Annotated in this window: 14 protein-coding genes; 9 read left to right on the top strand and 5 right to left on the bottom strand. The window is 72.2% G+C overall.

The genetic code is table 11. The features are described from left to right. The first annotated feature begins 204 nt into the window (after positions 1–204). Entirely contained in the window at positions 205–2,487 is a 2,283-nt protein-coding gene (locus tag FYC51_RS00475) for a polyribonucleotide nucleotidyltransferase (RefSeq protein WP_148731729.1), read from the top strand. A gap of 83 nt (positions 2,488–2,570) precedes the next feature. Here FYC51_RS00475 and FYC51_RS00470 read toward each other — a convergent pair whose 3' ends face one another. After that, positions 2,571–3,461: an ATP-grasp domain-containing protein gene (locus FYC51_RS00470; RefSeq protein WP_148731728.1), complete on the bottom strand. Its 891-nt coding sequence runs from the start codon at positions 3,459–3,461 to the stop codon at positions 2,571–2,573. A gap of 5 nt (positions 3,462–3,466) precedes the next feature. Beyond that, complete coding sequence (locus FYC51_RS00465; RefSeq protein WP_148731726.1) at positions 3,467–3,931, bottom strand: Lrp/AsnC family transcriptional regulator; 465 nt, start codon at positions 3,929–3,931, stop codon at positions 3,467–3,469. 166 nt (positions 3,932–4,097) lie between these two features. On the opposite strand from FYC51_RS00465, the gene pdhA reads away from it, so the two are divergent. The 4 genes from pdhA to FYC51_RS00445 are packed head-to-tail and all read left to right on the top strand — an operon-like array spanning position 4,098 to position 8,035. Next, positions 4,098–5,240 carry a pyruvate dehydrogenase (acetyl-transferring) E1 component subunit alpha gene (gene pdhA / locus FYC51_RS00460; RefSeq protein ID WP_148731724.1) on the top strand — a complete coding sequence of 381 codons (1,143 nt, stop codon included), beginning with the start codon at positions 4,098–4,100 and terminating at the stop codon, positions 5,238–5,240. Further along, on the top strand, positions 5,237–6,247 hold the full coding sequence (locus FYC51_RS00455; protein ID WP_148731723.1) for an alpha-ketoacid dehydrogenase subunit beta: 1,011 nt from the start codon (positions 5,237–5,239) through the stop codon (positions 6,245–6,247). Before pdhA ends, FYC51_RS00455 begins: the two co-directional genes overlap by 4 nt. A 5-nt stretch (positions 6,248–6,252) precedes the next feature. Further along, a complete protein-coding gene (locus FYC51_RS00450; RefSeq protein WP_148734038.1) occupies positions 6,253–7,698 on the top strand; it encodes a dihydrolipoamide acetyltransferase family protein in 1,446 nt (481 codons plus the stop codon). Between the two features lie 28 nt (positions 7,699–7,726). After that, entirely contained in the window at positions 7,727–8,035 is a 309-nt protein-coding gene (locus FYC51_RS00445; protein ID WP_148731722.1) for a 4a-hydroxytetrahydrobiopterin dehydratase, read from the top strand. Between the two features lie 16 nt (positions 8,036–8,051). Here FYC51_RS00445 and FYC51_RS00440 read toward each other — a convergent pair whose 3' ends face one another. After that, positions 8,052–8,534 carry a GNAT family N-acetyltransferase gene (locus FYC51_RS00440; protein ID WP_148731720.1) on the bottom strand — a complete coding sequence of 161 codons (483 nt, stop codon included), beginning with the start codon at positions 8,532–8,534 and terminating at the stop codon, positions 8,052–8,054. Beyond that, positions 8,513–9,172: a TetR/AcrR family transcriptional regulator gene (locus FYC51_RS00435; RefSeq protein WP_148731718.1), complete on the bottom strand. Its 660-nt coding sequence runs from the start codon at positions 9,170–9,172 to the stop codon at positions 8,513–8,515. The genes FYC51_RS00440 and FYC51_RS00435 overlap by 22 nt, the downstream gene beginning before the upstream one ends. Before the next feature lie 103 nt (positions 9,173–9,275). Here FYC51_RS00435 and FYC51_RS00430 point away from each other — a divergent pair, with 103 nt between their 5' ends. Beyond that, entirely contained in the window at positions 9,276–10,883 is a 1,608-nt protein-coding gene (locus FYC51_RS00430; RefSeq protein WP_148731716.1) for a carboxyl transferase domain-containing protein, read from the top strand. Between the two features lie 110 nt (positions 10,884–10,993). Here FYC51_RS00430 and FYC51_RS00425 read toward each other — a convergent pair whose 3' ends face one another. After that, on the bottom strand, positions 10,994–11,719 hold the full coding sequence (locus FYC51_RS00425) for an MBL fold metallo-hydrolase (RefSeq protein ID WP_148731715.1): 726 nt from the start codon (positions 11,717–11,719) through the stop codon (positions 10,994–10,996). Between the two features lie 112 nt (positions 11,720–11,831). On the opposite strand from FYC51_RS00425, the gene FYC51_RS00420 reads away from it, so the two are divergent. From FYC51_RS00420 to FYC51_RS00410, 3 genes are all read left to right on the top strand, one after another. Beyond that, a complete protein-coding gene (locus FYC51_RS00420; RefSeq protein ID WP_148731713.1) occupies positions 11,832–12,404 on the top strand; it encodes a TetR/AcrR family transcriptional regulator in 573 nt (190 codons plus the stop codon). 134 nt (positions 12,405–12,538) lie between these two features. Beyond that, complete coding sequence (locus tag FYC51_RS00415) at positions 12,539–13,315, top strand: electron transfer flavoprotein subunit beta/FixA family protein (RefSeq protein ID WP_148731711.1); 777 nt, start codon at positions 12,539–12,541, stop codon at positions 13,313–13,315. A 10-nt stretch (positions 13,316–13,325) separates the two neighbouring features. After that, the gene (locus FYC51_RS00410; protein ID WP_148731710.1) at positions 13,326–14,312 is read left to right on the top strand and encodes an electron transfer flavoprotein subunit alpha/FixB family protein; all 987 of its coding nucleotides are present in this window, start codon (positions 13,326–13,328) and stop codon (positions 14,310–14,312) included. Position 14,313 lies beyond the last annotated feature (1 nt).

Raw genomic sequence — 14,313 nt, 5'->3', positions numbered from 1 at the left:
ACCGTGCTCACCTCGAGCACACACGGAGCAGGCCGGCAGGAAGCTGGTCCCCTGTGGTGGATCACCAATCGCGATCGAGTGGTGGACTTCTACTGGTGGCCAGCGTGAGCACATCGCCTGATGCGTTTCGTAATGCCTGTTCCTGCTCCTGACGTATGAGTCGCGCCCACGACGGGGGCGACGTAAAACAAAGGAGAAGACCTCTTGGAAGGTCCTGAGATCACGTTCGCCGAGACCGTCATCGACAACGGTCGCTTCGGCACCCGCACCATCCGCTTCGAGACCGGCCGCCTCGCCCAGCAGGCGCAGGGCTCCGCCGTCGCCTACATCGACGAGGAGACGATGCTGCTGTCGGCGACCTCGGTCTCCAAGCAGCCGAAGGAGCACTTCGACTTCTTCCCGCTCACGATCGACGTCGAGGAGCGCATGTACGCCGCGGGCCGCATCCCCGGCTCGTTCTTCCGCCGCGAGGGCCGCCCGTCGACCGAGGCGATCCTCACCTGCCGCCTCATCGACCGCCCCCTGCGCCCCTCGTTCGTCGAGGGCCTCCGCAACGAGGTGCAGGTCGTCGTGACCGTGCTCGCGATCGAGCCCGACGAGCTCTACGACGTGCTCGCCATCAACGCCGCGTCCATGTCGACCCAGCTCTCGGGCCTGCCGTTCTCCGGCCCGATCGGCGGCGTGCGCGTCGCGCTCATCGACGGCCAGTGGGTCGCGTTCCCCAAGTTCTCGCAGCTCGACGAGGCGGTGTTCAGCATGGTCGTCGCCGGCCGCGTGGTCACCGAGGCCGACGGCTCGCAGGACGTCGCGATCATGATGATCGAGGCCGAGGCCACCGACAACGCGTGGAACCTCATCCAGGCCGGTGCGGTCAAGCCCGACGAGACTGTCATCGCCGAGGGCATCGAGGCGTCGAAGCCGTTCATCAAGCAGCTCGTCGAGGCGCAGCAGCAGGTCGCGGCAACCGCGGCCAAGCCGACCGCCGACTACCCGACGTTCCCGCCCTACCAGCAGTCGACCTACGACGTGGTGGCCGCGGTTGCCTACGACGAGCTCAAGCGCGTCTACCAGATCGCCGGCAAGGTCGAGCGCCAGGACGCCGACGACGAGCTGAAGGCCCGCGTCAAGGCCGAGGTCGCCGCCAAGGTCGAGAGCGGCGAGCTCCCCGAGACCGCCAACGCCGAGGTGTCCGCCGCCTACAAGTCGGTCACGAAGCTCGTCGTCCGCTCGCGCGTGCTCGAGGAGGGCGTCCGCATCGACGGCCGCGGCCTCGCCGACATCCGCCCGCTCGACGCCGAGGTGCAGGTCGTGCCCCGCGTGCACGGCTCCGCCATCTTCCAGCGCGGCGAGACGCAGATCCTCGGCGTCACGACGCTGAACATGCTGAAGCTCGAGCAGCAGATCGACTCGCTGAGCCCGGTCACCAAGAAGCGCTACATGCACAACTACAACTTCCCGCCCTACTCGACCGGCGAGACCGGCCGCGTCGGGTCGCCGAAGCGTCGCGAGATCGGGCACGGCGCACTCGCCGAGCGCGCGCTCGTGCCGGTGCTGCCCACGCGCGAGGAGTTCCCCTACGCGATCCGCCAGGTGTCCGAGGCGCTCGGCTCCAACGGCTCGACCTCGATGGGCTCGGTCTGCGCGTCGACGCTCTCGCTGCTCAACGCGGGCGTGCCGCTGCGCGCTCCCGTCGCCGGCATCGCGATGGGCCTCATCTCCGACACCGTGAACGGCGAGACCCGCTACGCGGCGCTCACCGACATCCTCGGCGCCGAGGACGCGCTCGGCGACATGGACTTCAAGGTCGCCGGCACCTCGGAGTTCGTCACCGCGATCCAGCTCGACACCAAGCTCGACGGCATCCCCGCCTCGGTGCTGGCCGGCGCGCTGACGCAGGCGAAGGACGCCCGCACGACCATCCTCGCGGTGCTCAACGCCGCGATCGACGGTCCCGACGAGATGGCCCCGACCGCGCCGCGCGTGATCAGCGTGCAGATCCCGGTCGACAAGATCGGCGAGCTGATCGGCCCGAAGGGCAAGACGATCAACGCGATCCAGGACGAGACCGGAGCCGAGATCTCCATCGAGGAGGACGGCACCGTCTACATCGGCGCGACCGACGGCCCGTCGGCCGAGGCCGCCCGCGCCCAGGTCAACGCGATCGCCAACCCGACCAATCCCGAGGTCGGCGAGCAGTTCCTCGGCACGGTCGTGAAGATCGCCGCCTTCGGCGCCTTCATCTCGCTGCTGCCCGGCAAGGACGGCCTGCTGCACATCTCCGAGGTGCGCAAGCTCGCCGGCGGCAAGCGCGTCGAGAACGTCGAGGACGTGCTGGGCGTCGGCCAGAAGATCCTCGTCGAGATCACCAAGATCGACGACCGCGGCAAGCTCTCGCTCGCCCCGGTGCTGGCCGAGGAGGCCGACACCGAGGGCCGCGAGGCCACCGGCGTGCACGCCGACGCACCCGCCGAGGGCGCCGACGTCTAGTCCGTCGCCGCATCACCGGATGCCCGTCCCGACTCGTTCGGGGCGGGCATCCGTCGTCTCGCGGGTGCCTGGTGCGGGTCGCGTCACGCGGTGCCGAGCCGCGCGATCGTCGCATCCGCGAGGCGCCCCGCGCTGCCCGGCGCGAGGCCGAGGTAGAGCATCGGCTCGATGAGCTCGAGCTCGAGCACCGCGAGGCGCCCGCCGAAGCGCACGACGTCGAACCGGGCGTAGAGCACGTCGAACGGGAGCCGATCGAGCATCGTCGCGACCGCCGCGACGTCGGCGGGATCGGGGTCGACGCGCTCGACCGTGCCGCCGTAGATCCCGTGGGCGCGGAAGTCGCCCGCGGCCGGCCGCTTGCGCAGCGCATGGCTCGGCGCCCCGCCGAGGAACGCGAACGACAGCTCGCCCTCGCCGACGATCGCGTCCGCGAACGGCTGCACCATGACCTCGGTGGCGGGCGCCATGGCGCCGAGCGCGTCGGCGAGCCCCGCGGCATCCGTGCGCACGACGCCCGAGCCGCCCACGCCGATCGCGGGCTTCAGCACGAGCTCGTGCCAGCCCGCCTCGGACACCGCCGTGAGCAGGCGGGATGCCTCGGCCGCCGTGCCGCGCACGAGCGGCACGATCGGCACGCCGATCCGGTCGAGGTCGTCGAGGTAGTGCTTGTCGGCGTTCCAGTGCACGGCCCCGACCGGGTTGAGCAGCATGCACCGCGATCGGGCGATCCCGCCGGTGACGTCGAGGAACTCGCCGAGATGGTCGACGTAGTCCCAGGTGCTGCGCAGCAGCGCCACGTCGTAGGCGGCCCAGTCGACGTCGGGGCGCGACCAGGCCACGGGCTCGGCGTCGACGCCGCGCTCGGCGAAGGCCTCGAGCAGCCGGCGGTCGTCGTCGAAGAGCGCCTCCACGTCGGGGATCTCCCAGTCGACGAAGCTCGGGAGCCGCTCGCACCGCAGCACCGCGACGCGCATGGACGTCAGCCCCGCTGGTCGAGGAGGGGGGCGAGCCGGTAGGGGATCAGCTCGCCCATCGCGAGGGAGGTCTCGGTGCGCTCGACACCGTCGATCTCGAGGATGACGCCGTCGATGCGGAAGAGGTCGTGCGCGTCGCGGCACACCACCCGCACGAGCAGGTCGACCGTGCCCGAGAGCCCGTGCGCCTGGATCACCTCGGGGATGAGCGCGATCCGCTCGACCACCTCGGCGAGCTGCTTCTGCCGCACGTGCACCGAGATGAACGCCTCGAGCGGGTAGCCGAGCGGCACCGGATCGATGCTCCGCTCGAAGGAGAGGAAGGCCCCGGATGCCTCGAGCCGCGCCATGCGCGCCTGCACCGTGTTGCGCGACAGCGCGAGCCGATCGGCGAGGGCCACGACGGTCGCCCTGGGGTCCGCCGCGAGGGCCGCGAGCAGTGCCCGGTCCACGGAGTCGTAGCCGTTCATATCGCCACACGATAGCACCGGACAGGGGGGAGGTGCTTGGCAACATGCTCAACGCGTTCGTCGCAACTTGAGCGCAGTGACATATCGACGTAGTCTCACGGTATCCGGCAGAGCCGCCGGGCGCGGGCACGCCCACAAGGCAGCCCGCCGAGAGCGAGGATCGACGATGACCCCATCCGACCGAGACGCAACCGGGCTCCTCACCCGACCCGATCACTTCGTGCAGCTCGTCACCCCTGCCGGCGAGCGCCGCACCGACGCCGAGTTCGACCCGTGGGTCGCCGACGTCGACACCGCCGCCCTCGGCCGGCTCTACCGCGACATGGCGATCGTGCGCCGCATCGACACCGAGGCCACCGCGCTGCAGCGCCAGGGCGAGCTCGGACTCTGGCCGCCGCTCATGGGCCAGGAGGCCGCCCAGATCGGCTCCGCCCGCGGCCTGCGCGACGACGACTTCGTGTTCTCGAGCTACCGCGAGCACGCCGTGGCGTGGTGCCGCGGCGTGAGCGCCGCCGACCTGCTGCGCGTCTGGCGCGGCTCCGCGGCATCCGGCTGGAACCCCTACGACCACAACATGGCCGTGCCGCAGATCATCATCGGCGCGCAGGCGCTCCACGCGACCGGCTACGCCATGGGCGCGGCCTGGGAGGGCACCGACACCGCGACCATCGCGTACTTCGGCGATGGCGCCACGAGCGAGGGCGACGTGAACGAGGCGTTCATCTTCGCCGCGAGCTTCGACGCGCCGGTCGTGTTCTTCTGCCAGAACAACCAGTGGGCCATCTCCGAGCCAGTTGGCCTGCAGTCGAAGCAGCCGCTCGCGCGCCGAGCCGACGGCTTCGGCATGCCCGGCATCCGCGTCGACGGCAACGACGTGCTCGCCGTGCTCGCCGCCACCCGCATCGCGCTCGACCGCGCGCGCCGGGGCGAGGGCCCGACGCTCATCGAGGCCGTGACCTACCGCCTCGGTCCGCACACGACCGCCGACGACCCGAAGCGCTACCGCACCGAGGAGGAGCTCGCCGAGTGGGGCGCCCGCGACCCGCTCGCGCGCGTGCTCACGCTGCTCGCGTCGACGGGCTTCGACACCGAGGCGCTCGAGCGCGAGGTCGCCGAGGAGGCCGGCCGTGTCGCGGCGGAGCTCCGCGCGGCGATCACGACCATCCCCGACCCCGACGCCATGACGGTCTTCGACCACGTCTACGCCGAGCCCAACACGCACCTCGCGCGGCAGCGCGACCACTACGCCCGCTACCTCGCCATGTTCGACGAGGGCGCCGCGGCATCCGGCGAAGGAGCCGCACGATGACCACCCTCACCCTCGGCAAGGCCATCAACCAGGGCCTGCGCCGCTCCCTCGCCAGCGACGACAAGGTCGTGCTCATGGGCGAGGACATCGGCACGCTCGGCGGCGTGTTCCGCATCACCGACGGCCTCAAGGCCGAGTTCGGCGCGCACCGCGTGGTCGACACGCCCCTGTCCGAGGCGGGCATCATGGGCACCGCCGTCGGCCTCGCGTACCGGGGGTTCCGGCCTGTCGTCGAGATCCAGTTCGACGGCTTCGTCTACCCGGGCTTCGACCAGCTCGTCGCGCAGGTCGCGAAGCTGCACTACCGCTCGCGCGGCACGGTGCGGATGCCGCTGACGATCCGCATCCCGTTCGGCGGAGGCATCGGCGCGGCCGAGCACCACTCCGAGTCGCCCGAGGCGTACTTCGCGCACACCGCCGGCCTGCGGGTCGTGGCGTGCTCGAACCCCGCCGACGCGTACGTCATGATCCAGCAGGCCATCGCGAGCGACGACCCGGTGATCTTCCTCGAGCCCAAGCGCCGCTACCACGTGAAGGGCGAGGTCGACGAGACCGCGAGCCTCGCCGATGCGAAGCCCATGGGCGTCGCCTCCGTCGCGGCCGCCGGCTCCGACGTCACCCTCGTGACCTACGGCGCGCTCGTGCAGACCGCACGCGACGCCGCGATCGCGGCCGCGGAGGACGGGATCTCGATCGAGGTCATCGACCTGCGCTCGCTCGCGCCCGTCGACTACGCGACGGTCGAGGCATCCGTGCGCCGCACCGGCCGGCTCGTCGTCGCGCACGAGGCCGGCCAGCAGGGCGGCGTCGGCGCGGAGCTCGCCGCGAGCATCACCGAGCGCTGCTTCGAGTTCCTCGAGGCGGCGCCCGTGCGCGTCACCGGCCACGACATCCCGTACCCGCCCGCGAAGCTCGAGAAGCACCACCTGCCCGACCTCGACCGCATCCTCGACGGTGTCGACCGGGCGCTCGGACGACCGAACTCGCTGAGCGGAGTGGAGGCGTGACCGGAATGATCAGGGAGTTCCCGCTTCCCGACCTCGGCGAGGGCCTCACCGAGTCCGAGATCGTGGCCTGGCGCGTCGCGGTCGGCGACCGCGTCGAGCTCAACCAGATCATCGCCGACGTCGAGACGGCGAAGGCCGTCGTCGAGCTGCCGTCGCCGTACTCGGGCGTCATCACGGCGCTGCACGCCGCCGAGGGCGAGACCGTGAACGTCGGCGAGCCGCTGTTCTCGTGCGACACGGGCGAGGGCGCAGGCGAGGGCGGTCCCGCGGATGCCGCGACCGACGCCCGGGCGACCGCCGAGCCCGCGCCGGCGCCCGAGGCCGACGTCGCGCCCGGACCCAACCTCGTGGGCTACGGCGCCCGCGACGAGGGCGGGCCGAAGCGCCGCGCCCGACGCAGCGCGCTCGCGGCCGACCTCGTGCCTTCGGTCCCCGAGAAAGGGGCGGCGACCGACCTCGACGCACCGCCCGCCGGTGCTGCGGCGTCGGTGACGCCGCCGTCGACCGACCTCTCGACGGGTGCGCCCGAGCGTCCGCGCTCGACCCCGCCCGTGCGCAAGCTCGCGCGCGACCTCGGCATCGACCTCGCGACCGTGAACGGCACGGGGGAGCGCGGGCTCATCACGCGTGCCGACGTCGAGGCCGTGGCATCCGGTGCACCCGCGACCGCCGAGCCGCCCGTCGCCCCTGCGGGGATCGCAGGCGGCGCTCCGAGCGCTCCGACGGTCGCCGGCGCGGGCGCCGAACGACCCGCCGAGACGCGCATCCCGATCAAGGGCGTGCGCAAGCACACCGCGGCGGCCATGGTGCAGAGCGCGTTCACGGCCCCGCACGTGACGGAGTTCCTCACCGTCGACGTGACCGCGACCATGGAGCTCCTGCGCGGCATCCGCGACGACCGCGCGTTCGCCGGTCACAAGGTGACGCCGCTCACCGTGGTCGCGAAGGCCGTCTGCATCGCTGCGCGCCGCACGCCCGAGGTGAACTCGCGGTGGGACGAGGGTGCGCAGGAGATCGTGCAGTACGGCGGCGTCAACCTGGGCATCGCTGCGGCGACCGGTCGCGGGCTCGTGGTGCCGAACGTCAAGGGCGCCGAGCGGATGACGCTCATCGAGCTCGCCGACGCGATCTCCGCGCTCGCCGAGACCGCCCGCGCCGGGCGCACGCCGCCGGCCGACCTCTCGGGCGGCACGATCTCGATCACGAACATCGGCGTCTTCGGCATCGACGCGGGCACGCCGATCCTGAACCCGGGCGAGGCGGCCATCCTCGCCATGGGCGCCGTGCGACGCCAGCCGTGGGAGCACCGCGGCGAGATCGCGCTGCGCGAGCTCATGACGCTGAGCCTCTCGTTCGACCACCGCCTGGTCGACGGCGAGCAGGGCTCGCGGTTCCTCGCCGACATCGGCGCGATCCTCCGCGAGCCGGGGCTGGCGCTGACCATGGCGTGACGTCGCGATCGGCGGGAGGATGGAGCGTATGGACGCACGCAGCATCCTCTCGCCGGCCGAGACCGAAGCGACCCTCGCGGGCTCGGGGTTCCGCAACTCGCAGAGCCACCTCGTGGGCGCCTTCACGACGGCGGACTTCCGCAGCGCGGTGCAGTTCGTGGACGCGGTCGCCGACGTCGCCGAAGAGCTGAACCACCACCCCGACGTCCGGCTGGCGTGGGGCCACGTCGAGTTCGCACTGACGTCCCACGACGTCGGCGGGGTCACGCGGCGCGACGTGGCGCTCGCGCTGCGCATCCGCGCGATCGCCGACGAGCTCGGCGCGACGCCGGCCTGACGTCGCCGATCACCGCTCAGTCGAGGCGGTAGATCCGCTCCTCGACCTCGATGCCGCGTGCGTTCGCGAAGCTCAGCTCGGTGGCGACCTGCACGAAGCCGAGCTTCTCGACGATCGCGATCGACCGCGCGTTGTCAGCGGCAACGCGCACGCGCACGGGTCGATCGTGCACGGCGTCGAGGAAGAGCCGCACCGCGCGGCTGCCGATGCCCTCGCCCCAGTGCGCCGGGTCGATCCAGTAGGTCATCTCGGCCGTGCCCTCGTCGTACCAGCGGGCGACGCTGCCCACCACGGCGCCGTCGGCGCGCACCGTGCGCGCGTCGACCGAGGGGTCGGCGAGGAGCCGACGCCAGTGGGCGTCGAACGTGGCGCGGTCGGTCGGGTCGGGCGGCGTGAAGGCGGCCATCTGCACGGCCGCCTCGTCCTGCTCGAAGGCGAACAGTGCATCGAGATCCCCGTCGCGGGTCGCGCGCAGGGTCACGACATGAGGCTCGCCCATGTCATCTCCTCCAGGATGCCGCGGATGGTGCCGTCGGCGGGTCTGCGCCCAGGGATGCGGGCGCTGTGCGGAGTGGAGTTCAGGAGTCCGAAGGCGGCGTGTGCCCGGAACCTGAGCTCCGTCTCGGCCCGATCGGGCCGGAGTCGGGAGAGGGTGTCCACCCAGTGCTCGACGTAGCGCCGCTGGAGCGAGCGCACCTCGTGCCGCGCGCCGCCGTCGAGCTGCTCGAGCTCGCGGTCCTGCACGACGATGACGTCGGCCTCGCCGAGGGCGAAGTCGACGTGGAAGCGGATGAGCGAGCGGAGCGCCGCGGCCGCGTCGGGGGCGTCGCGGAGGACGAGCTCCGCACCCTCGAGCAGCGATCGGCTCGCGCCTTCGAGGATGGCGGCGAGCACGGCGGCCTTGCCCGGGAAGTGCCGGTAGACGGCCGGACCCGACACGCCGACGGCGGCGCCCAGGTCTTCGATGGTGACGCCGGCGTAGCCGCGCTCGGCGAACAGGGTCGCGGCCGAGCTCAGGATCGCCGCGCGGCGATCGGCCTTGAGGCGCCCGCGCTCGGTGCGCGGCAGCCCGGTCGGCTGCGCGTCGGCCGGCGCGCCCGCGAGGGGGATCGCCGCGTCGTCGAGGGTGCTTGCCATGTCCGTGGGTGCTCGCTAACATCGGGAATCGAGTTAGTGAACACTAACCGAAATGGCGTGCCCCGCACAAGAGGGCGCGCCGTCGACGAAGACGGGCAGGCGCATGACGACCCTCACGACGGGCATCGACCCCTCGAGCGACACGGCGCGGCGCTACGCCGCCGGGCACGCGGAGCTCGTGCGCGAGCTGCGCGAGAAGCTCGCCACGGCCGCTCTCGGCGGGCCCGAGGCATCCCGCGAACGGCACGTCTCGCGTGGCAAGCTGCTGCCCCGCGACCGCGTCGATCGGCTGCTCGACGAGGGCAGCCCGTTCCTCGAGCTCTCGCCGCTCGCCGCCGACGGGCTGTACGACGGCGACTCGCCGGGAGCCGGCATCATCACGGGCGTGGGACTCGTGCAGGGCCGGCCGGTCGTGGTCGTCTGCAACGACGCGACGGTCAAGGGCGGAACGTACTACCCGATGACCGTCAAGAAGCACCTGCGCGCGCAGGAGGTCGCCCGCGAGCACCGCCTCCCTTGCGTCTACCTCGTCGACTCGGGCGGCGCCTTCCTGCCCATGCAGGACGAGGTCTTCCCCGACCGCGACCACTTCGGCCGCATCTTCTACAACCAGGCGCAGCTCTCGTCGATGCGCATCCCGCAGCTCGCCGCCGTGCTCGGCTCGTGCACCGCGGGCGGCGCGTACGTGCCCGCGATGAGCGACGAGACCGTGATCGTGCGCAACCAGGGCACCATCTTCCTCGGCGGGCCGCCGCTCGTGAAGGCCGCCATCGGCGAGGTGGTCACCCCCGAAGAACTCGGCGGCGGCGACCTGCACTCGCGCATCTCGGGCGTCACCGACCACCTGGCCGACGACGACGAGCACGCGCTCGAGCTGGTGCGCGACATGGTGGCGACCCTCCCGCAGCCGGCCGAACGCGCCTGGGCGGTGCGGGAGTCGCGTCCGCCCGCCGTCGACCCGGGCGACCTCCTCGCCGCCGTGCCCGTCGACGTGCAGCAGCCCTACGACGTGCACGAGGTCATCGCGCGGCTGGTCGACGCGAGCGAGTTCAACGAGTTCAAGCCCGAGTACGGCGACACGCTCGTCACGGGCTTCGCCCACATCGACGGCCACCCGGTCGGCATCGTCGCGAACAACGGCGTGCTGTTCAGCGAGTCCGCCATGAAGGGCGCGCACTTCATCGAGCTCTGCGACCAGCGCGGCATCCCGCTCGTCTTCCTGCAGAACATCTCGGGCTTCATGGTCGGTCGCGACGCGGAGGCCGGCGGCATCGCGAAGCACGGCGCGAAGATGGTCACCGCGGTCGCCACGACCCGCGTGCCGAAGCTGACGGTCGTCATCGGCGGCTCGTTCGGCGCCGGCAACTACTCCATGTGCGGCCGGGCGTACTCGCCGCGGTTCCTGTGGATGTGGCCGAACGCGCGCATCTCGGTGATGGGGGGCGAGCAGGCGGCGTCCGTGCTCTCGACCGTCAAGCGCGACCAGCTCGCGGTGCGGGGCGAAGCGTGGTCGGATGACGCGGAGCAGGCGTTCAAGGCCCCGATCCGCGAGCAGTACGAGCACCAGGGGAGCCCGTACCACTCGACGGCCCGGCTCTGGGACGACGGGATCATCGATCCCGCCGACACTCGCACCGTGCTCGGCCTGGCGCTGGAGCTCGCGAGCCGCACGCCGCTGCCCGAGCCCGCGTTCGGCCTGTTCCGGATGTGACTCGAGGGCCCCGCCCCCATGGGGCCTGAGGCCCGTTGCGCCACTTCGCCCGCCCGCGCGCCAGTCGACATGGCGCAGGTGGCGTCGGAGTGGCGCAGCCGCTGCGGTGTTCAGGTCGCCGGATGCCCCGCCGCCGCGGTGACGCGTCGCACGGCCTCGTCGACGCCGTCGTTCCACGGCGTGCCGTGGCCGGGCAGCACCCACGTCGCCCCGAGCCCGGTGAGCCGCTGGAGCGAGGAGATCGCGCCGGCCGGGTCGTCGGTGAACGGTGCCGGCTGCGGGCCCTGCGCGCCGGTGAGCACGTGCCGCGTGGTGAGCGCGTCGCCGACGAACACCGCGTCGACCGCGGGCACGTGGATGGCGATGCTGCCGGGGGAGTGGCCGGGCAGTCCGATGACCCGCGGCGAGCCCGGGAGGTCGAGCACGTCGCCGTCGCGCACGGTGACGACCTCGGCGACCGGCGTGGTGCGCAGGCCGTTCTTGCGCATCGCGTACCAGAGGAACTTCGCGGTGGCGCCGAGCTTCAGGTGCCCCCACTCGGGCTTGGTCGAGACCTCGCCGCGGGCGCGCGCGGCATCCGCTTCGTGCACGTGGACCGGCACGCCGTGGTCGCGGCGGAGGCGCTCGGCGAAGCCGATGTGGTCGCTGTCGCCGTGCGTCAGCACGACGCCGCGCACGTCGTCGACCGAGCGGCCCATGGCGGCGAGCTCGGCGGTGAAGTCGGACCACTGCCCGGCGAGACCGGCGTCGATGACGGTGACGCCCTCGGGCGTGTCGACGAGGTAGACGGCGACGATGTCGTTGCCGACGCGGTGGAGGTTGGGGCGGAGTTGCATCCTGGATCCTCGATCTGGGGTGGCTGGGGTGGACGATAGCTATGATACATAGCTATGATGGCTACGGTCAATAGCCGATACTGGAGATCGACCGATGAACCCGGAGGACCACATGCCGACACCCGATCGCACGTCGCTCGCCGAGATCGTCGAGGCGGGGCGCGAGCTCCTCGAGCGCGACGGCCTCGACGGCCTCACCATGCAGGCGGTCGCCACGCGCGTCGGCGTGCGCGCGCCGTCGCTCTACAAGCGCGTGAGCAACCGCGACGCGCTCATCACGCTCGTGGCCGACGCCACGCTGCGCGAGCTCGGCGACTCCATCGACGCGGCGCCCGACGCTCGCGACGGCGATCCGCGAGCGCGGCTGCGGGCGATGGCACGTGCGGTCCGCGCATTCGCCCGGCGGCGGCCGGTGGCGTTCCGGCTGATCTTCGCGCCGGGCGCCGAGCTCCGCCTCGATCCCGACTCGCTGGCGCGGTCGAGCGCGTCGGTCCTTGCGGTCTCAGCCGAACTGGCGGGCGAGGAGCACGCGCTCGACGCCGCCCGCACGTTCACGGCCTGGGCCAACGGGTTCGTGAGCATGGAGCTCGCCGGCGCCTTCCGGCTCGGCGGCGACGTCGACCGCGCATTCGAGTTCGGCATCGAGCGCCTCGCCGACGCCGTCGCGGCATCCGGCACGCGCTGACCGTGGCGCTGCTTGCCATCTCAGTTAACGGCCACTAACCTAGTTTCGATTCATGCGCGCTCACGTCGAGCGCGCGAAGCACGTCGCAGAGAGGCGCCGATGGCCATGCTGAGCACGCCGGGGAGCCGGGCCCGATGAAGATCGTCGTCCTCGTGAAGGAGGTCCCCGACACCTACGGGGAACGCAAGCTCGACCTCGAGACGGGGCTCGCCGATCGCGCCGCGAGCGAGGCGGTGCTCGACGAGATCAGCGAGCGCGCCCTCGAGGTGGCACTGGCCCACGCCGACGCGCACGACGACGTCGAGGTGGTCGCGATGTCGATGGCGCCCGAGAGCGCCGCGACGACCATCCGCAAGGGCCTCGCGATGGGAGCCGCATCGGCCGTGCACATCGCCGACCCCGGCCTCGCGGCCGCGGACCTCGGCCTCACCGCGCGCACCCTCGCCGCGGCGATCCGGCGCACCGGGTTCGACCTCGTCATCACCGGCAACCTCTCGACCGACGGCAGCGGCGGCGTGATCCCCGCCATGCTCGCCGAGCTGCTCGAGGTGCCGAACGCGACCGCCCTCTCCTCGGTCGAGATCTCCGACGGTTCGGTGTCGGGAACGCGAAACGTCGAGGGCGGCACCATGCGCGTGAGCGCGCCGTTGCCGGCCGTCATCTCGATCACCGAGGCGCTCCCCGACGCCCGCTTCCCGAACTTCAAGGGCATCATGGCCGCGAAGAAGAAGCCGTTCGAGACGCTGAGCGCCGCCGACCTCGGCATCGAGCCCGAGGACCTCTCGGTCGCCATGTCGATCATGACCGCCATCGCCGAGAAGCCCCCGCGCAGCGCGGGGGTCAAGATCACGGACGAGGGCGACGGCGGCACCAGGATCGCCGAGTTCCTGATCGAGAACCGGCTGGTCTGAGAGGACGATCATGACCGACTATCCCGCAGACTCGATCCTCGTCGTGCTCGAGGCGACGCCGACCGGTGAGCTCGCGACGAGCGCGGCCGGCCTCCTCGCGACCGCCTCGCAGATCGGCACGCCGGTCGCGCTCGCCGTCACCGCACCAGGCCAGGCGCAGTCGCTCGCCGAGCAGGCCGCCGCGCTCGGGGCCGACCGGGTGCTCGCCGTCGAGACGGCCTCGACGCAGTCCGAGCTCACGATCCCGCACGTCGACGCGCTCGCCGCGGCTGCGGCGACCGTCGCGCCCGAGGCGGTGCTCGTCTCGAACTCGATCGACGGCCGCGACATCGCCGGCCGGTTCGCCGCCCGCACCGGCGCGCCGATCGCCGTGGACGCGATCGGCGTCTCGCGCGACGACGAGGGCGTCGTCGTCCGCCACTCGGTCTACGGGGGCGCGTACAACGTCGACTCCGCGGCGACGTTCGGACCGATCGTCGTGACCGTGCGCCAGGGCGCCGTCGACGCGCGCGCCGAAGCCCGCCCCGTCGTCCTCGAGACGCTCGAGGTGACGGCCTCGGGCGCGGCATCCGCGACCATCGAGTCGGTCGAGGCGGTGACCGAGACGTCGAGCCGACCCGAGCTGCGGGGGGCGAAGCGAGTCGTCTCGGGCGGTCGCGGCCTCGGCTCGGCCGAGAAGTTCGCGCTCGTCGAGGAGCTCGCCGACGCCCTCGGCGCCGCCATCGGCGCGTCGCGCGCGGCGGTCGACGCCGGCTACATCCCGGCGACCGCCCAGGTCGGGCAGACCGGTGTGTCCGTCTCGCCGCAGCTGTACGTCGCCCTCGGCATCTCGGGCGCCATCCAGCACCGCGCCGGCATGCAGACGGCCAAGAACATCGTCGCCGTGAACAAGGACCCCGACGCACCGATCTTCGAGGTCGCCGACTTCGGCGTCGTCGGCGACGTCTTCACCGTGGTCCCGCAGCTGATCAGCGCACTCGCCGAACGGAAGCGGTGAC

It is taken from the genome of Agromyces mariniharenae (assembly GCF_008122505.1).
Classification (GTDB): Bacteria; Actinomycetota; Actinomycetes; order Actinomycetales; family Microbacteriaceae; genus Agromyces; species Agromyces mariniharenae.
The sequence above is the reverse complement of the archived record's forward strand: the minus strand, read 5'-3'. Positions and strand labels throughout refer to the sequence as shown.